Source organism: Chryseobacterium sp. 3008163 (genome assembly GCF_003669035.1).
Lineage (GTDB): Bacteria > Bacteroidota > Bacteroidia > Flavobacteriales > Weeksellaceae > Chryseobacterium.
The window spans coordinates 4,266,022-4,286,694 of the sequence record NZ_CP033070.1 but is presented as its reverse complement, the minus strand read 5'-3'; the positions used below and the strand labels follow the sequence as shown (position 1 = coordinate 4,286,694).

The following is a 20,673-nucleotide window of genomic DNA, read 5'->3' as shown; positions in this document are numbered from 1 at the left end:
TATTTAGAATTCTAAAATTAAGGATTTTTTAACAATTACAAAATGGATTCTCTAACTCTTGTTAATTTTTGTAATAAATCTTCTAATAAATCCAGTCGAAGCATGTTGGCTCCGTCAGATAAAGCAGTTTCCGGTGTAGGATGTGTTTCGATGAAAATTCCGTCCGCACCCACTGCAATTCCTGCTTTGGCAACGGTTTCTATCAAATCTGGTCTTCCTCCCGTAACTCCTGAGCTTTGATTAGGCTGTTGAAGAGAATGCGTAACATCCAAAATTACAGGAGCGTAAGCTCTCATCGTAGGAATTCCTCTATAATCAACAATTAAATCGGTATATCCGAAAGAATTTCCTCTTTCAATGATGGCTACTTTTTGATTATCTGAATCAGTCACTTTCTGAACTGCAAATTTCATCGATTCCGGAGAAAGAAACTGTCCTTTTTTTAATGAAACACATTTTCCGGTTTTTGCTGCGGCAATTAATAAATCGGTTTGACGCACTAAGAATGCCGGAATCTGCAAAACATCCACATATTGCGCCGCCAAAGCTGCGTGATCGTTTTCGTGAATATCTGTGGTGGTTGGAATATTAAAAGTTTCCCCAACTTTTTTAAGAATTTCCAGAGATTTTTCTTCACCAATTGTCGTAAAAGAATCTACTCTGCTTCTATTGGCTTTCTTGAAACTTCCTTTAAAAATGTAAGGAATATTGTATTTATTGGTCAGTTCAATTACTTTTTCTGCAATTCTCAATGCCATATCTTCACCTTCGATGATGCATGGTCCTGCGATTAAGAAAAAGTTTTTTGAATCTTTGTGCTGTATGTTGTCTAAGTACTGAATCATTTTTATTTGAATTTATTTTAACTAAACAGTTTTAAAAATTTATGCTTGCTTATTGAATTTTACTTTTTTTATCTTTAATGATACCTTCTAACTGCTTGATATTATTTTGATATCTACCAAAGCTGGGCTGTGATTTTAGTTCTTTTAACCATTTATCGGCAATTAAAAAATCATTATTGTGAGCACTGGATGCGACCATATTAATCATCGCTTCTGCCTTATTATTTTCTGTGGTAAAAGAAGAGATATTCTTGGTCAGAAAATCATCTGCAACTTCTAATTTATTTTGATGTACTAGTGAGTAGATGTATTCTTTTTTATCAAATCATCTGCTTTCTTATTTTTAATTGCTTCTTGGCTTATCATTTCTGCCTCTGGAAATTTTCCTAAAGCATTGTATGAAAATATCAATTCAAAATATAACGCTTCTGTTTTAAAATTATTTTTATGTAATTCTAAAAGTTTTGGCAATGCTAACTGCGGGTTGTTCGCACCGTTAAGCTTGCTTGCTCTGTCCAGGATTTTCTCATTCTCTGGCTTTGAACCTTTATAATTTCCCAACCATTTAGGCGGTGACTCTAAATTCAGTTTTTTCACTACATCATCACTCAGTTTAGCTGTTTTAAGATTGAAATTTCCAATTCTTGAAATCAGCATTGATGATTTGTGAAACTCATCAGTAACAACTTTCAGTTTTCCATTTTCAACAGCCAAATCTCCTAAACTTCGGAATGAATATCCAGCCATTTCATCAAAATAGATAAATCCATAGCCATACTTTGTGTCAGTTTCCTTCTTTTGTAAAGCAACATAAGAATTTTCAGAATCTATAACATTCGAATCAAATTTCAAATCCGAAACTGTTTGCGAAAACATCGAAACGCTTACCACCAAAAATGAACTAATAAAAATTTTTCTCATGCGTGTGTTTTTTTCAAAATCTTCTCAAATGTATTAATATTTCTGCTTGTAAACTGATCTTTCATATTTTTTCTGCCTAAAATTTTCCCGAAAGTAGAATCTAAAGTATTCCCTTTTGGAACCTGCCAATAGAAATTTCCGTTGACGATTTTTGCATCTTCGTTTTCGGGTTTTGAATCAGCTTCAAATTCTTTCATTAAAACACTTTCTACATCTTTATTTCCTATAAATGTATAAACGTGTAAATCTTCATTTTTATCAAACGGATTTGAATTCCAAAAACTTTCAATTTCTTCTTTAGATTTCACAAAAAGAAACGCTTCGTAATTAAAATGCTCCGACATTGCTTTTTCAAGAATCATTTTTAAATCTTCAACTTTTTGATCTGAAGTAAAAATAATATTTCCCGACGCCAAAACCGACACAACACCCTGCACCCCTACATTTTTAAAGACTTCACAGACTTCTGCCATTTTCATATTCGTGCCTTTTACGTTGACACCACGGAGGAAAGCACAGTATTTCATGGGTTTAGGTTTAAAGTTCTGAATTATTTATCTTTCATTCTTTCGTAAAGATTGTAATCCGTTCCGGAAGGCTTCAGTTTGTAAATTTTCTCTAAAATCTTGTTGTCACTTTGCAAATGATTCTTCACACGGAATTCATTTAACAATTTATAATGTGTTTTATAATAATATGCATCCTTACCTTCAAATAAATTATTGTAAGAAAGCAAATATTTTGGCTGTCTTTTTTTAACGGTATTAAGCCAGTAATGAGGTTTATCTTTTTTAATTTCTTCCTGAATCTGTTTGTCAACCAATCCAACTTCATCGATGGTTTTTAAGCCAGAAAAATAAGGAATGTATCCCGCAGGTTCGAGTAAAATCCATTGTTTTTTGTCTTTTTCGTAGTTGTTTAAAAATAATCCGATCGATCTTCTGTAATTCCACTCACCGTTTCCGGTTGCGATAGAATGGATTGTTTGGAAAGCCAGCATCGGTAAAATATAGAAAATAACCAATGCCGAAAGCCACCAGTTTCTTTTTACTTTTTGTTCTAAAACAAAGATTAAAACCGGAACGAACAGTAAAATCTGTGGAACCCAATAATACCAGTCGAAAAGGCTTTTTTGTGAAAGAAAAATAATCTGTTTCGTCCATGCAAACAGAAAAATAATCCATAAGAAATAATTTCTTTTTTCTCTCTGTCTGATTAAATAAATAAAACATAACAACTCAAAAACAGCAATAACAATCGTCACCGGATTGAAGTCATCGGGAAGCTTCAGCATTCCCCAGAAGTTTCCATAATTTAATCTGAAATATTCGAAATCCTGATGCAAAGTATACACTCTGTCGTACGCCAACTTTTTAGCAACAATCGTATTATTCACAATTTCACCAAAGTAAAACCAGTTGAAAGCCAAAGCCGCAGAAACTCCTAAAATTCCACCTAGAATATAGACCCATTTTATTTTTCTGTTCCAAAAAGTATCAACCAAAAAGACAATTCCGAGGAAAATTACGGTATCAATTCTTGTGAATAAAATCAAGATTGGAAATACAATGAGTGCCCATTTTTTTCTTTTTTAAAGCCATAATAGAGCAAAGCCATTTCGAGGAAGAACAGAATTCCGTATTCCATTCCGAGAATCGAGATCTTTATGGAAGGCGGCAGAAGCCCAAATAAAAAGATGAAAATTGCTTTATGCCAAGGATTTTTTAATAATAAATGAGAAAGAAATAAACTTCCAATCGTAAAAAGAATGGTGTTTAGAATCAAGAGAGGTTCGATAAAATTCTCTTTCCCAAAAATTAAATTAAAAAAATAAGAAACGAAAACATACAGATGTGTTGTAGAAGCTGATATTTTGGTATCGCCATTGAAACCAATCACTCCGTAATCCAATAAATTTTGGGCCACCCGCCAAGTGATGAAAGCGTCTTCCTGAATATGGTGCGTCAATAGAAAATAAAGTTTTGCAATCACTGCAAAGATTACAGCATACAGCGGGAGATTTTTACTAGTGTTTTCGGCCATCGCGTTTTTTTGATGCACAAATATAATTCTATTATTCTTGAATATCAACAATAAAAAAAACGGAACCGAAGTTCCGTTTTGAAGTATTTTAAAAATTGATTTTTACTGTGTCGCTTTGATAATTGCTGAAGTAATCTGATCTTCTTTTTCTTTTGAATAAGTAGAATCAAATGGCTCCATAATATCAAATAAATACTGATAGAAAGGGGTGATTTCCTGTACTTTCTCAGATTCTTTCATCGCTTTTTCTTTGCCCATCTGCTGAAGATCTTTTACGAAAACATTGAATTTCTTATCAATTGGTTCGATAGATTTTACCAGGTAAGCGTAAGCTTTTTCGTTTTGTCCGATCTTTTTATAAGCATCCGTCACTGCAGTTACTACAAGAGAATATTCCATTGGTTTTGATCTCATCTGTCTTCCGGTAAATGCCTGCTCAGATTTACTTAAACTTAAGTAATAATCGTACTCTTCAAAAATTCCTTTCTTCAAGATTTCAGCTAATTTTAATGCTTTTTGCTCTTGAACGGCAACGATGTAACCATAAACCATTGAACTTAAAGAACGTGGATCATTGTATTTCTCTGCAGGAATTTCTTTTGATGCTAAATCTAAAATCTCTAAAGCTTTCGCTTTCTGTCCAGATAATGCTAAAGCTGCTGCTGCTCTACTTGCAGAACTTCTGTAGCTGATAATATTTGAAGTAGCTGTTTCATCAAAATGAACGTTCAGATCTTTGAAATTACCCCACTTGAAGTTTTTCACAACATTATACAATGAGTTTGCATCTACTCTACCCATTTCTCCATCACTGCTTCTTGGTGTATGAATTGGTACTAATCTATAACTGAACCCGTCAAACTGAAGATACTCATCTAAGAAGAAAATGTTTTCGCTTTCATACACTCCGCCTGAAGAGAAGTTAATCGGACGTTTCCAATCGAAGTTTGCCAAAATATCAAACATCATCAGGTTGTTTTTGTATAAAGTTCCTGATTTGTAGTCAATCATAATTTGATCAACTGTATTTGGAACATCAGCAGCATTAATGATTCCTGCTTTCAAAGCATTCTGCTTGTTTACCGGTAAAATAAATTTGCTTACAGGTAAGAAATTGTATTTCTCATAACGCGCTTCCCCAAAGATCATTTTTAAAATCTCATCTTTTTCAGGAGACTTCACTTTAAGGAAATTCACAGCTTCTTTTAACGTCATTGAATCCTGAACCAAATATTTCTGGAACGGCTGTAAAAGATTTGCCGGAGCTCCTGACTCTTGGAGATTGGCTAAAATATTCTTCCAGTCATCTTTTTTCATCAGATAAATCTGGTCATTAGAACCATCTCTGTAATCGTCGTGGGTCAACTGACTTGGGATTCCGCTGGCGTTGTATGTTTTTCTTTTTACCTGATCGATATTCCAAGGGGTTGAAAGAAGCGTAAAGTTCACCACCTTCACATCATCACGGAATCTTTCAGTTTCCTGCATTGCCCAAACCGGATATGTATCGTTATCTCCATATACAAATAAGATATCATTTTTTGGCAAAGATTTCAACATTGAATATGAATAATCGTACGCTGTATATCTTCCACTTCTGTCGTGAACATTATAGTTCTGGAAGCCCATCATCAAAGGAACTGCCATTAAAACAACTCCAAAACCGATGTTGGCAGCATTTGATTTTACTTTAGACTGCAAGTACCAGAGAATTGCTCCAGCACCGAGCCCTATCCATATTGCAAAGGCATAAAAGGAACCGACCACTGCGTAATCTCTTTCTCTTGGCTCGAAAGGTTTCATTCCGGTGTAGAAAACAATTCCCACACTCGTTAATATAAATAAAGATAAAAGGGCATAGAATCTGCCAAAATCTCTCATAAATTGGAAATAACATCCGATAATTCCTAATAATAAAGGTAAGAAGAAGAATGCTACTGTACTTTCGTTATGAAATTTCGCAGGCATTGCATCCTGATTTCCTAAATTGAAGTTATCGATAAAAGGAATTCCGGAAATCCAATTTCCACTCGTATTTTCACTGCTTCCTTCCAGATCGTTTTGTCTTCCTGCGAAGTTCCATAAGAGATATCTAATGAAATAGTATCCATTCTGAAAGGTGATGAAATAATTCATATTCTGAGCAAAAGAAGGTCTTTGAACAGTAATTAATTCATAAGGTTTTACCTTCAAATAATCCGCGGCAGTTATACTTCCATCTTCATATTTACCTCTCAGTTCGTCAAAAATTTCTTTAGCCTGCGGATCATCAGCAATATTTTCATTGGCATAATTAAACTGAAAATCTGGCGCTCCGTACATAGAGATATAATTTCCCATTACAGCTTTGTCTTCGCTGAACATTCTCGGCATCAAGCTCACATGAGCTGGATTGAAAACATAGTTAAAACGGTCACTTGTTTTTCTGTACGTTCCAGTTTTCTCATCTTTTTCAAAAACTTCGCCTGTTTTTGTAGTTTTAAAACTTCCGTCTTCATTCTTTTCAATCCCGCTGTTATCTAAAAATGCAGTATAGTTTTGACCGTAAATTGTTGGCCAGTCACCATATTGCTCTCTGTTGTAATAATCAAGCATACCAATTGCGGTATCCGGATCATTCAGGTTCATCGGCGGATTTGCATTAGCTCTGATCGGAATTACCATCCAACATGAGAAACCAATCATCATATATACTACCGATAAAGCAATGGTTTGAAAAATATTTTTCTTCGCCTGTCTCGCATATTTTAGAATGAAATAACAGATAGCAACCAATATAATGAAACCGGCAATCGTTCCTGAGTGGAAAGGAAGACCGATACCATTGACAAAGAATATTTCAAGTTTTCCGAATAATGACATGATTACCGGGAAGATAATTTTGAAGACAATAATTAATATTCCTAATGTAATAGCATTTGCCCAAAGGAAATTCTTCCAGGTAAATTCATAATTTCTTGCATAGTATACTAAACATATTGCAGGAATTGCCAACATACACATCATGTGAACACCTACAGAGAGACCTACAACAAAAAAGATTAAAATAATCCATCGTTCATTATCTACTTCTTTGTACTCGTTCTCCCATTTGGTGATAAGCCAAACCAAGATAGCAATAAACAATGAAGCCATTGAATAAACCTCTCCTTCTACCGCAGAAAACCAGAACGTATCTGACCAGGTAAAACAAAGAGCTCCAATTGCTCCGGCAAAAAGAATAGCAATTTCCTGATGTTTTGTAACTTCCTCAAAATCTTTGTTCAGAAGTCTTCTTACAAAATGGGTAATCGTCCAGAACAAAAACAGAATTGTAAATGCACTGAATAATGCAGACATTGCATTAATTACAATAGAATAATTTTCACCTTTTCCAAACGCAAATATTGCAGCAACCGCACCCACAATCTGGAACAAAGCTGCTCCCGGCGCGTGCGTTACCTCTAATTTTACGGCTGAAGAAATGTACTCACCACAATCCCAAAAACTAAAATTGGGTTCTATCGTTGATAAGTACGTGAAAAATGCAATGACGAAAATCACCCATCCGAGAAGGGTGTTCCATTGCCTAAAAGTCCAGTTTTTCATAGTATAAAATCAATTAGTGCGAAAATAAGGTTTTTAGATTAGTTTATATTCGATTTTAACAAAATTTAAAAAATTGGCGTGCTTTTTGTCAACGTTTCGAAGCTGTAATCAAAAGCTTAAAAGAGATAATTCTACTTTCAGCACTTATAATTTCTGAAAAGTTTAAAAATTATTTATTTTTTTGTATTTTTGCGGTCAGATTTTATTTGAAAAAAATAACAAATAATGAGTAATGTTTACGATAATATTCTTGGCTTGATTGGGAACACCCCTTTAGTGAAACTTAATATAGTAACTAAAGAGATTCCTGCAAAAGTTTATGCCAAGTTAGAATCATATAATCCTGGACATTCCACAAAAGATAGAATCGCACTTCATATTATTGAAAACGCTGAGAAAAAAGGTTTATTAAAGGAAGATTCTGTAGTTGTAGAAACTACTTCCGGAAATACTGGTTTTTCACTGGCTATGGTTTGTATCATCAAAGGATACAAATGTATTTTAGCAGTAAGTGACAAAACAAAAGCTGAAAAAATAGCTTATCTGAAAGCTCTTGGTGCCACAGTATATATATGTCCTGCGAATGTACCTGCGAATGACCCAAGATCATATTATGAAGTAGCAAAAAGAATTGCTGCCGAAACCCCAAATTCTGTTTATATCAATCAGTATTTTAATGAATTGAATGTTGATGCCCACTATCAGACAACAGGTCCTGAGATTTGGGAACAGACGGAAGGGAAAATTACTCACCTTTTTGCATGTACAGGAACTGGCGGAACATTATCCGGTTCTGCAAAATTCTTAAAAGAAAAAAATCCAAACATCAAAATCATCGGTGTAGATGCTGACGGATCTATTTTGAAAAGTTACCACGAAACCGGAAAAATTCATAAAGAAGATGTTCATCCTTACCAGATTGAAGGAATGGGGAAAAATTTAATTCCTTCAGCCCTGCTTTTTGATAAAGTGGATGAATTTGTGAGAGTCAACGACGAAATGTCTGCGTACAGAACCCGTGAAATTGCTTTAAAGGAAGCTATTATGGGTGGTTATACAACGGGAGCCGTTACTCAGGGATTGATACAATATGCTCAGTCTCATGAACTGACTGAAAATGATTTCGTTGTCATGATTTTTCCTGATCACGGATCAAGATACATTACAAAAGTGTACAGTGATAAATGGATGGAAGAACAAGGATTCATCAACAACTGTTTCCACAACTATGATGAAGTTTTCAAAACAGAATTCATCAAATAATAAGAATTTATAAATACAAATCAAGCCTTTTCGTAAATTACAAAAGGCTTTTTTACATAAAACATACTCATACAATGGTAGATATTTTTGAAAGAATAAAACAAAATCCGGGACCTCTTGGTCAGTTTGCAGATTACGCAGAAGGATATTTTGTATTCCCAAAATTGGAAGGTCCGATTGGCCCGAGAATGAAATTTCAAGGTAAAGATGTAATTTTCTGGAGTGCTAATGATTATTTAGGATTGTGTAATCATCCTGAAGTTTTGGAAGCTGACGCAAAAGCTGCTGCAGAATTCGGAATGTTTTATCCGATGGGCGCTAGAGCAATGTCCGGAGAAACTCAACAACATCAGCAACTGGAAAAAGAATTGGCAGAATTTACTCAAAAAGATGCTGCTTATCTTTGAATTTCGGTTACCAAGGGATGGTTTCATGTATCGATGCGTTGGTGACAAGACATGACGTGATTGTTTATGATGCAGATTCTCACGCTTGTATCGTTGATGGAGTTCGTCTTCACATGGGAAAAAGTTTCACTTTTAAACATAATGATATTGAGAGTTTAGAAAAAAACTTAGCAAGAGCAACCAAAGTAGCTGAAGAAAACGGCGGTGGAATCTTAGTGATTACAGAAGGTGTTTTCGGAATGAGAGGAATGCAGGGGAAACTGAAAGAAATTTGTGATTTAAAATCTAAATTCAATTTCAGACTTTTGGTTGATGATGCACACGGTTTCGGAACTTTGGGTAAAACCGGAGCCGGAGCGGGTGAAGAGCAAGGATGTCAGGATCAGATTGATGTGTACTTCTCAACTTTTGCTAAATCGATGGCTGGTTTCGGAGCTTTTCTTTCAGGAGATGCAACGATTATCAGATTTTTAAAATACAATCTTCGTTCTCAGATTTTTGCTAAATCTTTAACAATGCCAATGGTTATTGGAGGTTTAAAAAGATTAGAATTGCTTAGAACACGTCCCGAAATTAAAGCTAAATTATGGGAAAATGTTTACAAACTTCAAAACGGATTGAAAGAAAGAGGTTTCAATCTTGGAAATACCAACACTTGTGTAACACCGGTTTTCATTGAGGGAACTACGATTGAAGCGACACTTTTAGCAAAAGATTTAAGAGAAAATTACGGTGTATTTACTTCAGTTGTAGTATATCCTGTAATTCCAAAAGGAATGATTTTATTAAGATTAATTCCTACAGCTTCACACACAGATTCAGAAATTAATGAAACTTTGGCAGCTTTTGGAGGCATCAAAGAAAAATTAAATTACGGAGTTTACGCAGAAATGGAAAAGCAAATGAATATCGAGTACAAACAAATGTAATTATGATTTTCAATTAAATATAAAAACCGTTAGAATCTTCTAGCGGTTTTTTTATTTAAATTTTAAAACATTAAGAAGATGAAAAGATTAAGTTTAATTAAGATTTAAATAAATTTGAATGAAGCAGTCTGCTTAATAATCTTTAGATATTAACTTCATAATTCTTACCATCTAACTTTCTTAATGTTTATTTTTTTAAATCATTCAAAAATTTTCTTCATTTTCCATTTAAACCCATAAATTTGCAAAAAATTACTTTTGAAAGATCTTCTTCTCATCACTCCACCTTTCACGCAACTCAACACTCCTTATCCTGCTACAGCTTATATCAAAGGTTTTCTGAATACCAAAAATATATCAAGCTATCAGATCGATTTGGGGATTGAGGTGATTTTAGAATTATTTTCAAAGGAAGGAATTCGTAGAGTTTTTGCAAAAGAAATTGATTTAAAAAATACATCCGAAAACTCTCAAAGAATTTTTGTGTTAAGAGATGAATATATTAAAACCATCGATCAGGTTATTCTTTTTTTACAAAATAGAAACCCAACTTTAGCCAGACAGATTTGTTCTATGAATTTTTTACCTGAAGCTTCCCGTTTCAATCAGCTCGATGATATGGAATTTGCTTTTGGAAATATGGGTTTGCAAGATAAAGCTAAACATTTGTCTACATTATATTTAGAAGATTTATCTGATTATATAGTTGAACACGTTGATTCTGATTTCGGTTTTAGCAGATATGCCGAAAGATTAGGAAAGTCTGCCAATTCTTTTGACGAATTGTATGCTAAACTAAATTCAAATCAAACTTTTATTGATGACATTACTTTAAAAATTCTTCACAAGAAACTGGAATTGGTTCAACCAAAATTGGTTTGTTTTTCAGTGCCGTTTCCCGGAAATTTATATTCTGCTTTTCGATCAGCAAAATTTATCAAAGAGAATTATCCTCACATTAAAATTGCGATGGGCGGTGGTTTTCCAAATACCGAATTGCGGGAAGTTAAAGACAAAAGAGTTTTTGAATTTTTTGATTTTATCACTTTAGATGACGGAGAAGTTCCTCTTGAATTGGTTTATGAGAATTTAAACAAAGATGAAAATTCTGAGTTTAAACGAACTTTTTTAATTGAAAATGAAGAGGTTGTTTATAAAAACAATTCCACAAAGCACGATTACAAACAGGCACAAGTTGGAACACCAGACTATTCTGATTTACAGTTAGATCAATACATTTCAGTGATTGAAATTGCCAATCCGATGCACAGTTTGTGGAGCGACGGGAGATGGAACAAACTGACAATGGCGCACGGTTGCTATTGGGGAAAATGTACTTTTTGTGATATTTCTTTAGATTATATAAAAATTTACGAACCTATTTCTGCCAAAATTTTGGTTGACAGAATGGAAGAATTGATTTTAACAACTGGTGAAACCGGATTTCACTTTGTGGATGAAGCGGCTCCACCGGCTTTGATGCGTGAAGTTGCTTTGGAAATTTTGCGAAGAAATCTCGTGGTAACCTGGTGGACGAATATCAGATTTGAAAAAAGCTTTACTAAAGATTTATGTTTTCTTTTGAAACTTTCTGGTTGCGTTGCAGTTTCGGGCGGACTTGAAGTTGCAAGTGACCGATTATTAAAATTAATCGATAAAGGAATTTCTGTCGAACAAGTTGCACAGGTAACAAGAAATTTCACTGAAGCTGGAGTGATGATTCATGCGTATCTGATGTACGGCTACCCTACTCAGACGATTCAGGAAACTGTGGATTCTTTAGAGATGGTTCGTCAGCTTTTCGAGATGGGAATTTTGCAAAGTGCTTTTTGGCACCAGTTTGCGATGACTGCTCATTCACCTGTGGGATTGAATCCTGAGGAATTTGGAGTTACACCGATAAAACAGGAAATTTTATTTGCTAACAATGATATTGATTTTACAGACAAAACCGGAATCGATCACAGCAAATTTAGTTTTGGTTTAAAAAAATCTTTGTTCAATTATATGCACGGAATTAATTTTGAATTACCGCTGCAAAATTGGTTTGACTTTAAAATTCCAAAAACAACGATTCATCCTGATTATATTCACGATTCACTTTTGGAAGAGGAAAATTTTACATTTAAAGGAAATTCAAAAATTATTTTTCTGAAGAAAAACGTAATCGCTGAGAATTACATAAAAACAAAAAAACAAAACTCTTGGGCGTACAAGAGAATTACATTCCATTTAAAAACAAATATTATTTCTGTAGATTTTGAACAGGAAAAAGGAGAATGGCTGACTAAAGTTCTACAAGAAAATACGTTTGAGAATCCGAAACGGATTACTTTGCAACAATTGAAAACTGATTTTGAAAATAGCTTAGAAGATTTTGAATTGTTCTGGTTTTCAAAACCGATGCAGCAGTTGAAAGAAAATGGAGTGATTTTGAGTTTATAGGTTTTCGGAATTATTTTTTTTATAACTTTTACAAATAATTGATATCCGGTAGGAATCTCGGCAGTTATTCTATGATAAAAAAGTTTAGATTCCTACAGAAAGATAAAGTGAACGTCAATAAAATTTATATAAAATAAAAATCCTGAAAATTATTTTTTCCAGGATTTTTTATGTTTAGGCTAAAGCCAATTGAATTTTATTTTTTGATAAACAGCCTTCCTTCGACAGGCTCAGGATGACATGCAAGTTCCTATTGAAACAATATCATAGTTTTCATTAAAAAATTTGTATGAAAAATTTACTTTTTATCTTTTTCAACTCCATCTTTTACCACATCACCTACAATTACTTTTTCCTGAATTTTTATAAAATTCGGATCCAGAATTGCCATGCGTTCTGCGATAGCTTTATAAGTTGGATATTTTAAAATTGAAGCTCTTCCAGACATTTCTCTGTACAGCGTAAAAGTTTTTCCGCCGGCAGTTTTGATTTGTTTTGTTGTCGTAATGTACTTTCCGATGTACTTACTTTTAGCATCATAAATTTCAATGTCGATAAAAGTTTTGTCAGTAACACGATCATCTGAACCGAAACTTACTGGTAAATTCGTGAAATATCCAACCGGAACGCCATTGCTTAAAATCTCACCAACACTGTTGACTTCAAGATTTAATTTATCAATTTTTGTTCGAATTGTGTATGCTTCTTTCGTTTTACTATCAAGTTTTCGTTTAGGCATATTTTTAAAAAGTTCATCCAGATTTTTGATGTTGATTCCTCTTTCATCAATAATTTTTAAACCTTTTATACAAGTATACACTGCAGATTTCTCATCACCCGAAAATGCAGATGGTGATATATAATCTAAATCTAAGGTCTTTTCACGATTGTAAACCCTATTAATTTTAACGTAACTGTCTCGTACTGAATCCACAACACTTTTATCAACAAATTCAACAGTGAAAATCGGCGTTTCCTTTAAATCCATAAATGTATATTCATTAGATTTATTGGTAATTTTGGCTACGTGAGTTCCGTCGAGACTTACAATTCCTCTTTTAGTTTTAATAATTTGAGCATTGCATATAAAACTCAGAACTGTAAAGAATAAGATTAAACTTTTCTGCATGAATCAGATTTTATAAGGCATAAAAAAAGTGTAACAAAGTTACACTTTCTTGAAAATATATTTAGCTTCTCAATTTAATTATTCGCAAAGGATAATTCCTTTATCGTGATTAAATTCTATCACACCGCTTTTTATAGGATAAGAAAAAACAGAGTCTTTTTCATTTTCTTTAGTAAAGTTTTTAGCAAAAGCTTCGTTGATAGAATTTGCATACAATTTAACTTTACCTCCAACTAATGAAGAAACGATTCCTGCGTGGTTTTTCATGATGTGGAATTCACCATTTTTTCCAGGCAACAATACAGAGTTTACCTCTCCTTCAAAAACTACGTATTCTGGTGTTAAAATTTTTATATTCATTTTAATTTAGATTTAAAGATTTCAGAATTCAGATTTCAGACATAAAAGTCTCATGTCTAGAATCTGACATCTTGTGTCTAATTAATTTATTATGCGTTGTCCGCTAACATTTTTTGTCCGGCTTCTATCGCTTCTTCGATAGTTCCTTTCAAGTTGAAAGCAGCTTCCGGTAAGTGATCCAATTCACCATCCATAATCATGTTGAATCCTTTGATAGTATCTTTAATATCTACCAATGATCCTTTAAGGCCTGTAAACTGTTCTGCAACGTGGAAAGGCTGAGACAAGAATCTCTGAACTTTTCTAGCACGGTAAACTACTGATTTATCTTCTTCAGAAAGTTCTTCCATCCCTAAGATTGCGATGATATCCTGAAGAGCTTTGTATCTCTGAAGAATTTCTTTCACTCTCTGAGCACAGTTATAATGTTCTTCACCAATGATTTCCGGAGCCAAGATTCTTGACGTAGAAGCCAATGGATCTACTGCTGGATAAATACCTAATGAAGCAATTTTTCTATCTAATACAGTTGTTGCATCTAAGTGAGCAAACGTTGTAGCAGGAGCCGGGTCAGTTAAATCATCCGCAGGTACGTAAACCGCTTGTACTGAAGTAATTGAACCATTTTTAGTTGAAGTAATTCTTTCCTGCATCGCACCCATTTCAGATGCCAATGTTGGTTGGTAACCTACCGCAGAAGGCATACGACCAAGAAGCGCAGATACCTCAGAACCAGCTTGTGTAAAACGGAAGATATTATCTACGAAGAACAATACGTCTCTACCTTGTCCTGTTTCACCACCGTCTCTGTAGTACTCAGCTAATGTAAGACCAGAAAGTGCTACTCTAGCTCTTGCTCCTGGCGGCTCATTCATCTGTCCGAAAACGAAAGCAGCTTTAGATTCTTTCATAACCTCTAGGTCAACTTTAGAAAGATCCCAACCACCGTTTTCCATAGAATGCATGAAATCATCACCGTATTTAATAATACCTGATTCTAGCATCTCTCTCAAAAGGTCATTTCCTTCTCTCGTTCTTTCACCTACACCGGCAAAAACAGAAAGACCACCGTGTCCTTTTGCAATATTGTTAATCAACTCCTGAATCAATACTGTTTTACCAACACCTGCACCACCGAACAATCCAATTTTACCTCCTTTTGCGTAAGGCTCAACTAAGTCGATTACTTTAATACCTGTGAATAAAACTTCTGCAGAAGTTGAAAGTTGATCAAATTTTGGAGCTGGTCTGTGAATTGGAAGACCACCTTCCTTAGAAATATTTTGAAGCCCGTCGATAGCATCCCCAACAACGTTGAATAGTCTTCCGTTTACAGCTTCACCGATTGGCATCATGATAGGATTACCATATCCTATAACTTCCTGCCCTCTTTGAAGACCGTCTGTAGCATCCATTGCGATACATCTTACTGTATCTTCACCAATATGTTGTTCTACCTCTAAGACTACTTTTTCACCGTTCCCTTTGATAATCTCTAACGCGTCATAAATACTAGGAATTGCTTCCACATTATTAAAAACTACGTCGATTACAGGACCAATAATTTGAGAAATTTTTCCTTTAATTTGGTTTGCCATTGCTAAATTTTTTCTTGGTGCAAATATAATGAATCTTCACAAACCTGCAATTGCTAAAAAAAAGATTTTTATCATGCTTTTTCAATAATTTATCATTGTAAAAATTTACTAGTTTACCAATCATTTTGCGGCTGAGAACATTGGTAAATTGTTATATCGATACATTGTTACATTATGTTTATATTTGCTGTCAAAATTTTTCTGTTTTGAATATCTTCAAAAATTTTAAAGATTACCACTCTGAAAAGCCTCTAGCATTGTCTTTAGGTATGTTTGACGGGGTGCATCTTGGTCATAAGTATATTATCAACGAGTTAAAAAAAGTGGGTTCTGAAAATAATTTGGAAACGGCAATCCTTACTTTCTGGCCACATCCTCGTTTTGTTTTTAATCCTAATGAAGATTTAAAGCTTCTTAATACGATAGATGAAAAGAAATTTTTGATGGAAAAATACGCCATCAAAAATTTATTTGTAAAAGAATTTGATGATGAATTCAGAAATCTTACAGGAGAAGAATTTGTACGTCAGATTTTAATTGAGAAATTAAATGTCAAATATTTAATCATCGGTTACGATCATTCTTTCGGGAAAAATAAAAGCGGAAATTTTGAATTGCTTCAAAAACTGTCAACAGAATTAGATTTTGAGGTCGAACAAATGGAAGCCATCAATATTCACGAGAATAATATCAGCTCTACCAAAATAAGAAATGCACTCTTAGCAGGAAATATTAAAGAAGCCAACGAAATGCTGGGTTACTCCTACTCGATTTCCGGAACGGTGGTTCATGGGAAGAAATTAGGTAGAACAATTGGTTATCCAACTGCTAATATTGAAACTGAGTCGATTAAGCTTTTACCTAAGAAAGGCGCTTACATCGTTGAAGTTTTTATAAAAGATCAACTATATAAAGGAATGTTGAGTGTCGGAACAAACCCAACCGTCAATGGAGAAAAACTAACTATTGAAGTTTATATTCTTGATTTTGAGGGAGATATTTATGATAAAAACATCACAGTGAAATTCAGAGATTTTCTGCATGAGGAAATTAAATTTGAAGGTCTTGATAAGTTGATCGAAAGACTGGATGAGGATAAAAGGCTAACTGAAGCTTTTGATTTTTAAAATAATTTTTTTTAATTTTCTAATTCCAGAGGATTTGCATATTTTTTATTTTCTTCTCTTGCTTTTTCTCTTTCTCTTAAAATTTCTTGTCCTTTTACAATTGTGGTTTCGTAGCTTGCCAGGACACCAGCTACATTAGCATCAGCATTTCTTTTTGCTTGTTTTAATTTTGGCTGTGTTGTTTCTATCGCTTCAGTATATCTTCTTTTCTTAATGCTGATTAGTTTTCCTTTTAATTGAGAATTAGGTACAGATTTTACGAGTTCAAAATCAAAATCTCCTTTATCATCTGTTATTTTGATAATTAATCCCGGTAATCCGCTAAATTTCATCGGACCATAGGGAAATGGGATTTCTGGGGAATACCATGCAATCCAATGTCTTCCTTTAAAGGTAACTTCTGCTTTTTTACAATTAATTGTATTGATTACTTTTACTTCATCTAAAAGTTTCCAATTTTTTATTACCGATTCTTTATAGGTGAGTAATGACATTCCTGCATAATCAAAATACTGTATATCTTCATTTGATAGTATGATGGTAAAGTTAAAATTCGTTTTTGGAATCACTACTCCATTTTTCCAACTAAGAGTTGTACTTCCATCGGAATTATTTGTTGCTTTTCTAGAACTAGCCATTACAGAATCACCTTTCAGCGATACAGTACTTGCAAAAAACGCACGATTATCTCCTATTTGTAATGAGAAAAATTCTTCATCCCTATAATCAGTTCGTGTGTCGAATTTAGCCTTTAACAGATAAGTAAATTCACCACGTAAAGTATCTTTTTTGTTCGATTGAGCATATATTAAAACACTACAAAATAAAACTAACAGATGAAATAGTTTTTTATGGTAATACATAAGAGATGTTTTATAATAAAATTGCACTTACTGAGTAATTATTACAACTATAAGTGCATCGATGTAAATTAATTACGCAAGATTGTTAATGTCAGAACCACTATAAGTTGGTTTCTTACAGTAATTTTTTTCAATTGCTTCAAACCATGCCTCTGCTTGTTCAAATGTCCAATTTTGGTTAGTTGTAGCAGTAAAACCACAAGAAGTTTCTGCAATATAAACTTTACCTGCCTTTACTGTTTTAAGGTCTTCACGAGATAATTTTTTAAAATTTTTAATTGTTAATAATAAATTTGTGTTTAAACTTTTTTGCGCATTTGCATTATAACGCTTCAAAGAAAAAAAATGAAAGTGATATTCACAATAGTAATTATCACTTTTTATTCATAAATTTATTACGTTAAATAACTGATTACATAAAAATTAAATTTAAATACAAGTTCAAAATAAATAAAATAATCAAATTATATTAACTGAAAATCAATTTAAGAATTCTCAATTTCCTCTTTTGCTTTTTTCGTTAAAGATTTAAACACCAAATCATAAGAATGATTAATCATTTTTAGGACAAGTTCTCTTTTCAGTCCATCTAAAGAAACAGAATTCCAGTGGGTTTTATTCATGTGAAATGCTCCTGTAATCTGATGATGTTGTTCTCTCAATTCGGCACTCCACTCCGGATCGGTTTTTACTGCGATTGTTAAAGGCTGTTTTTCTAATGACATCAACAAAAACATCTTCGTTCCAACTTTCATCACAAGCGTTTCATTATCAAAAGGAAAAGTTTCGGTAACTCCTTTTTTAGACAAACAGTAATCTAAAATTTCGTTGGCATCCATTTTTATAAGTAATATTTAATAGGTAATGAGTGATGGTAAAATAATTAATTCTTAAACTTTGGTCTAAATTTAGTAAATTTAAGAAAGAAATCTCAGGATTTTAAACAACCATAAATCAAAATTATTATGAAAGCTTTGGTCATCGGTGCTACAGGTGCTACAGGAAAAGATTTGGTACAGCAACTTTTACAGGATAAAGATTTTGAAGAAGTAGATGTTTTTGTAAGAAAACCTTTAAACTTTCAAAATGAAAAATTAAAAACTCACATCGTTGATTTTGAAAAACCTGAAGACTGGAAAGATTCAGTAAAAGGTGACGTTGCTTTTTCATGTTTGGGAACGACCTTGAAAGATGCAGGAAGTAAAGAAGCCCAAAGAAAAGTCGATTACGATTATCAGTTTCAGTTTGCAAAAGCCGCCAAAGATAACAATGTGGAAGATTATATTTTAGTTTCTGCCTATGGAGCTAATCCTCAATCTAAAATTTTCTATTCTAAAATGAAAGGCGAACTAGAAGATGCGGTGAGAAAACTTCATTTCAATAAAATTACTATCTTCAAACCCGGAATGCTTGAAAGAAAAGATTCTGAAAGATCCGGCGAAGTTTTAGGAAGCAGAATCATCAAATTTGCCAATAAACTCGGACTATTTGAAAGTCAGAAACCTTTGCCTACAGATGTTTTGGCGAAAGCAATGATTAATTCAAGCAAAATAAAAAGCAACGGTTACTCAAGTATCAAGCTGGGAAATATCTTTGGCTTTGCCGAGAAAAGCAATGAGTGATATTTGCGGATGGTCAATTTTCAGAGATAAATATCCATTAGAATACAAAATAAACTCCGCTTAGAAATAATTCTAAGCGGAGTTATTGTTTATAAGTATCTTCTACTGCAAATGCTTTGTAATCGCTTTGTCCGTGGGTTTTGTAGTACTGATAAATGAATCTATCAACTTACCATTTTCATCAACCAAAAATTTAGTAAAATTCCAAAGAATGCTTGTATTTTTCACTCCGTTTAGTTCTTTTTCGGTCAGATATTTAAAGATTGGTGCGGTATCGTCGCCTTTTACGGAAACTTTTGCAGCCAACGGAAATGTTACGCCATAATTTTTTTGACAAAAAGCTCCGATCTCAACGTTTGAACCAGGTTCTTGTCCACCAAAATTGTTTGCAGGAAAACCTATTACAACCAATTTATCTTTATATTCATTTGATAATTTTTCAAGATCAGCATATTGTGGCGTGAAACCACACTCTGATGCTGTGTTTACAATAAGAATTTTCTTTCCTTTGAAGTCAGCGAAATTGATTTCTTTCCCTTCTTCAAGAGCTTCTACTTTGTAATCGTATATTGTTTTTCCCATAAGTTCTTTACTTTTAGCTTTAGAAACGTCGGTCTTTTTCTGAGCGCAGCTGTTAAAAAATGCTACGAAAGAAAGTAATATTAAAAGATTTTTTTCATTTTTATTTATTTTACAGCTTTGCTGCGATGTTAATTCAAGTATTAAAATTTAAAAATATTGGCAGGAAATACTTTATTTATTTCCACTTTGTTCAGTAGCATAACGTAGTCTCCGTCTTTTTTTGTGCTTGCAGATTCTATTCTGAATGGCATAACCAAGTTACCAACTTTTTTATAATCTGAATAATTTAATGTTTCTTCTTTTTTTATCTCTTTTAAAAGCATAAAAGATTTAGTATCAAAATAATACAGATTTTTATTAACATTTTTAGTCAGTTCTACTTTGTGACAATAGATATCTCCTACTTTTTCTTTACCTAGATATTTAGCTTCAAAACCTTTGTTTTCCCAATCGATAAAATCATTATCAAAACTTTCTGAAACATATTCCGGATAGACCTGAAGTTTATTGGCTGCGTAATTCATTGCATACCCTTTAGTTCCGTCGTATCCTTCAATTGCGGTATCTTTTCCGTTGATTGTAAGAACCGTTTTGGTTAAATTAGGTCTTTGCTGATATATTTTAATAGGATATTCATCTTTAATTCCCAAGATTACTTTTCCCTGAAGTAATACTGAATTTAAAAGCTTCCAACTCGTTAGTCCTCCGGATAATTCAATATTTTTATCAATGATTTCTTTAGCCGTCTGAGCGAAAGATAGTTGCGAAAATATAAGGACGAATACTAAAAGTAATTTCTTCATTCAATCAATTTTATCAATTCAAATATAGGTCTTTCTTATCTAATGTAGCAATGTGGTGGTCTAACAGTGTAACAAAATATCCCAATTTTGTAATGTATTATTACTTGTTAACTTTATTTTACCTTTTTCTTAGGCTTTAAACTTTTCA

18 protein-coding genes and 1 pseudogene are annotated in these 20,673 nt (G+C 33.3%); 5 read left to right on the top strand and 14 right to left on the bottom strand.

The features are described 5' to 3' along the window. Nucleotides 1-35: 35 nt before the first annotated feature. The 6 genes from kdsA to EAG08_RS19825 all read right to left on the bottom strand — a co-directional run bounded on the left by kdsA (nucleotide 36) and on the right by EAG08_RS19825 (nucleotide 7,397). Nucleotides 36-845, bottom strand: a complete 810-nt coding sequence (gene kdsA / locus EAG08_RS19845; protein ID WP_129536958.1) for a 3-deoxy-8-phosphooctulonate synthase — start codon at nucleotides 843-845, stop codon at nucleotides 36-38. 294 nt (nucleotides 846-1,139) lie between these two features. Beyond that, nucleotides 1,140-1,766, bottom strand: a complete 627-nt coding sequence (locus tag EAG08_RS19840) for a hypothetical protein (RefSeq protein ID WP_129536957.1) — start codon at nucleotides 1,764-1,766, stop codon at nucleotides 1,140-1,142. After that, nucleotides 1,763-2,293 carry a DUF1697 domain-containing protein gene (locus tag EAG08_RS19835; RefSeq protein ID WP_129536956.1) on the bottom strand — a complete coding sequence of 177 codons (531 nt, stop codon included), beginning with the start codon at nucleotides 2,291-2,293 and terminating at the stop codon, nucleotides 1,763-1,765. Before EAG08_RS19835 ends, EAG08_RS19840 begins: the two co-directional genes overlap by 4 nt. Nucleotides 2,294-2,316: 23 nt before the next feature. Beyond that, on the bottom strand, nucleotides 2,317-3,321 hold the full coding sequence (locus EAG08_RS19830; RefSeq protein WP_228446662.1) for a hypothetical protein: 1,005 nt from the start codon (nucleotides 3,319-3,321) through the stop codon (nucleotides 2,317-2,319). Further along, nucleotides 3,318-3,809: a hypothetical protein gene (locus tag EAG08_RS22430; protein ID WP_228446661.1), complete on the bottom strand. Its 492-nt coding sequence runs from the start codon at nucleotides 3,807-3,809 to the stop codon at nucleotides 3,318-3,320. The genes EAG08_RS19830 and EAG08_RS22430 overlap by 4 nt, the downstream gene beginning before the upstream one ends. Before the next feature lie 102 nt (nucleotides 3,810-3,911). After that, nucleotides 3,912-7,397 carry a DUF2723 domain-containing protein gene (locus tag EAG08_RS19825; RefSeq protein WP_129536955.1) on the bottom strand — a complete coding sequence of 1,162 codons (3,486 nt, stop codon included), beginning with the start codon at nucleotides 7,395-7,397 and terminating at the stop codon, nucleotides 3,912-3,914. Nucleotides 7,398-7,622: 225 nt separating this feature from the next. Here EAG08_RS19825 and EAG08_RS19820 point away from each other — a divergent pair, with 225 nt between their 5' ends. The 3 genes and pseudogenes from EAG08_RS19820 (at nucleotide 7,623) to EAG08_RS19810 (ending at nucleotide 12,441) form a co-directional block, all read left to right on the top strand. Continuing rightward, entirely contained in the window at nucleotides 7,623-8,660 is a 1,038-nt protein-coding gene (locus EAG08_RS19820; RefSeq protein ID WP_129536954.1) for a PLP-dependent cysteine synthase family protein, read from the top strand. 74 nt (nucleotides 8,661-8,734) lie between these two features. Continuing rightward, a pseudogene (locus EAG08_RS19815) lies at nucleotides 8,735-9,996 on the top strand (aminotransferase class I/II-fold pyridoxal phosphate-dependent enzyme). Nucleotides 9,997-10,254: 258 nt separating this feature from the next. Continuing rightward, nucleotides 10,255-12,441, top strand: a complete 2,187-nt coding sequence (locus EAG08_RS19810) for a B12-binding domain-containing radical SAM protein (protein WP_129536953.1) — start codon at nucleotides 10,255-10,257, stop codon at nucleotides 12,439-12,441. Nucleotides 12,442-12,739: 298 nt separating this feature from the next. On the opposite strand, the gene EAG08_RS19805 is transcribed toward EAG08_RS19810, so the two are convergent. The 3 genes from EAG08_RS19805 to atpD form a co-directional block, all read right to left on the bottom strand. Continuing rightward, the gene (locus EAG08_RS19805; RefSeq protein ID WP_129536952.1) at nucleotides 12,740-13,570 is read right to left on the bottom strand and encodes a hypothetical protein; all 831 of its coding nucleotides are present in this window, start codon (nucleotides 13,568-13,570) and stop codon (nucleotides 12,740-12,742) included. A gap of 78 nt (nucleotides 13,571-13,648) precedes the next feature. Next, nucleotides 13,649-13,930 (bottom strand): F0F1 ATP synthase subunit epsilon, encoded by a 282-nt coding sequence (locus EAG08_RS19800; RefSeq protein ID WP_129536951.1) that lies wholly within the window; start codon nucleotides 13,928-13,930, stop codon nucleotides 13,649-13,651. An 89-nt stretch (nucleotides 13,931-14,019) separates the two neighbouring features. Next, nucleotides 14,020-15,528, bottom strand: a complete 1,509-nt coding sequence (atpD, locus tag EAG08_RS19795; RefSeq protein WP_129536950.1) for a F0F1 ATP synthase subunit beta — start codon at nucleotides 15,526-15,528, stop codon at nucleotides 14,020-14,022. A gap of 206 nt (nucleotides 15,529-15,734) precedes the next feature. On the opposite strand from atpD, the gene EAG08_RS19790 reads away from it, so the two are divergent. After that, complete coding sequence (locus tag EAG08_RS19790) at nucleotides 15,735-16,655, top strand: bifunctional riboflavin kinase/FAD synthetase (protein WP_129536949.1); 921 nt, start codon at nucleotides 15,735-15,737, stop codon at nucleotides 16,653-16,655. Nucleotides 16,656-16,666: 11 nt separating this feature from the next. Here EAG08_RS19790 and EAG08_RS19785 read toward each other — a convergent pair whose 3' ends face one another. The 3 genes from EAG08_RS19785 to EAG08_RS19775 form a co-directional block, all read right to left on the bottom strand. Continuing rightward, nucleotides 16,667-17,518 carry a GLPGLI family protein gene (locus EAG08_RS19785; protein WP_129536948.1) on the bottom strand — a complete coding sequence of 284 codons (852 nt, stop codon included), beginning with the start codon at nucleotides 17,516-17,518 and terminating at the stop codon, nucleotides 16,667-16,669. 72 nt (nucleotides 17,519-17,590) lie between these two features. Continuing rightward, nucleotides 17,591-17,854 carry a bacteriocin-like protein gene (locus tag EAG08_RS19780; protein WP_129536947.1) on the bottom strand — a complete coding sequence of 88 codons (264 nt, stop codon included), beginning with the start codon at nucleotides 17,852-17,854 and terminating at the stop codon, nucleotides 17,591-17,593. A gap of 149 nt (nucleotides 17,855-18,003) precedes the next feature. Next, nucleotides 18,004-18,357 (bottom strand): MmcQ/YjbR family DNA-binding protein, encoded by a 354-nt coding sequence (locus EAG08_RS19775; RefSeq protein ID WP_129536946.1) that lies wholly within the window; start codon nucleotides 18,355-18,357, stop codon nucleotides 18,004-18,006. Between the two features lie 126 nt (nucleotides 18,358-18,483). On the opposite strand from EAG08_RS19775, the gene EAG08_RS19770 reads away from it, so the two are divergent. Further along, on the top strand, nucleotides 18,484-19,140 hold the full coding sequence (locus EAG08_RS19770) for an NAD(P)H-binding protein (RefSeq protein ID WP_129536945.1): 657 nt from the start codon (nucleotides 18,484-18,486) through the stop codon (nucleotides 19,138-19,140). A gap of 102 nt (nucleotides 19,141-19,242) precedes the next feature. Here EAG08_RS19770 and EAG08_RS19765 read toward each other — a convergent pair whose 3' ends face one another. Together EAG08_RS19765 and EAG08_RS19760 are read right to left on the bottom strand one after the other, a co-directional pair. After that, on the bottom strand, nucleotides 19,243-19,722 hold the full coding sequence (locus EAG08_RS19765) for a glutathione peroxidase (RefSeq protein ID WP_228446660.1): 480 nt from the start codon (nucleotides 19,720-19,722) through the stop codon (nucleotides 19,243-19,245). A gap of 140 nt (nucleotides 19,723-19,862) precedes the next feature. Beyond that, nucleotides 19,863-20,525: a histidine kinase gene (locus EAG08_RS19760; RefSeq protein ID WP_129536943.1), complete on the bottom strand. Its 663-nt coding sequence runs from the start codon at nucleotides 20,523-20,525 to the stop codon at nucleotides 19,863-19,865. Nucleotides 20,526-20,673: the final 148 nt, after the last annotated feature.

Bases quoted from the DNA above. Each gene is read 5' to 3' on its own strand.
- EAG08_RS19800 (WP_129536951.1), bottom strand. From the start codon at position 13,930: ATGAATATAAAAATTTTAACACCAGAATACGTAGTTTTTGAAGGAGAG.
- EAG08_RS19835 (WP_129536956.1), bottom strand. From the start codon at position 2,293: ATGAAATACTGTGCTTTCCTCCGTGGTGTCAACGTAAAAGGCACGAAT.
- kdsA (WP_129536958.1), bottom strand. From the start codon at position 845: ATGATTCAGTACTTAGACAACATACAGCACAAAGATTCAAAAAACTTT.
- EAG08_RS19765 (WP_228446660.1), bottom strand. From the start codon at position 19,722: ATGGGAAAAACAATATACGATTACAAAGTAGAAGCTCTTGAAGAAGGG.
- EAG08_RS19760 (WP_129536943.1), bottom strand. From the start codon at position 20,525: ATGAAGAAATTACTTTTAGTATTCGTCCTTATATTTTCGCAACTATCT.
- EAG08_RS19805 (WP_129536952.1), bottom strand. From the start codon at position 13,570: ATGCAGAAAAGTTTAATCTTATTCTTTACAGTTCTGAGTTTTATATGC.
- EAG08_RS19775 (WP_129536946.1), bottom strand. From the start codon at position 18,357: ATGGATGCCAACGAAATTTTAGATTACTGTTTGTCTAAAAAAGGAGTT.
- EAG08_RS19820 (WP_129536954.1), top strand. From the start codon at position 7,623: ATGAGTAATGTTTACGATAATATTCTTGGCTTGATTGGGAACACCCCT.
- atpD (WP_129536950.1), bottom strand. From the start codon at position 15,528: ATGGCAAACCAAATTAAAGGAAAAATTTCTCAAATTATTGGTCCTGTA.
- EAG08_RS22430 (WP_228446661.1), bottom strand. From the start codon at position 3,809: ATGGCCGAAAACACTAGTAAAAATCTCCCGCTGTATGCTGTAATCTTT.
- EAG08_RS19785 (WP_129536948.1), bottom strand. From the start codon at position 17,518: ATGTATTACCATAAAAAACTATTTCATCTGTTAGTTTTATTTTGTAGT.
- EAG08_RS19770 (WP_129536945.1), top strand. From the start codon at position 18,484: ATGAAAGCTTTGGTCATCGGTGCTACAGGTGCTACAGGAAAAGATTTG.
- EAG08_RS19840 (WP_129536957.1), bottom strand. From the start codon at position 1,766: ATGAGAAAAATTTTTATTAGTTCATTTTTGGTGGTAAGCGTTTCGATG.
- EAG08_RS19825 (WP_129536955.1), bottom strand. From the start codon at position 7,397: ATGAAAAACTGGACTTTTAGGCAATGGAACACCCTTCTCGGATGGGTG.